At 60.0% G+C, this 670-nt stretch carries 1 pseudogene; it reads left to right on the top strand.

What is annotated here, in order from left to right:
* Positions 1-233, top strand: a pseudogene (locus tag IZR01_RS49415) (stage II sporulation protein M); the annotation flags it as partial.
* Between the last annotated feature and the right edge of the window lie 437 nt (positions 234-670).

Below are 670 nucleotides of genomic sequence, written 5' to 3'. Positions count from 1 at the left end.
AAGAGACAGGGACGATGGCGCTCGGGTTGTCGTGCGTGCTGTTGGTGTCGGGGTCGATCGAGGGGTTCGTGACGGGACACACGTCCGCCCCGGTGCGGCTGACGATCGGTTTCGCGGCGGAGACGCTGTTCCTCGTATACGTGTTCTACGTCGGTCGCAGGGCCGCGCTGCGGGGCGAGACAGGCGACGTGAGCAGGGCGGACCGGGCGGACGCGGTACCCACGAGGGCTTAGTCGGACCACCCGTATCCGATCAGCGAACCGATGGTTTCAGCCCTCTGAGTGATGGGTAGACACCGGCGATTGGTCTGGAGCCTCAGACGTGTGCCATACTTACGGAGTTCCCCCCAAAGAACCGGCTTCGGCCTTGTGGTTGACACGCCAGTTCGGGGAGCGTAAGTTGGAGGGGTTGCTGTCAAGCAGGTGGCGGTGGGCGAGAGCCCAAAGAAACCATGCTAAAGTAACCAAGCCGCCGGGGCAAGGGTTTGAATAAGAATCCCCAACCGGTAATCGCAAAGAAGCGACAAGCTGAAATTGCGGTAAACGCGGAGGATCTGCTAAGATCTAAAGCGAAGCAAGAACAAAAGAAGAACAAAGCAAGACCTGACAACGCCGGGTCGCAGCCGATCGGAACGAAGGTTCCGGGACGAGTGGTTCGGGCGTCTGTTTCT

Source organism: Catenulispora pinisilvae (assembly GCF_015356865.1).
Lineage (GTDB): Bacteria > Actinomycetota > Actinomycetes > Streptomycetales > Catenulisporaceae > Catenulispora > Catenulispora pinisilvae.
This window is presented reverse-complemented; position numbering and strand designations above follow the sequence as displayed.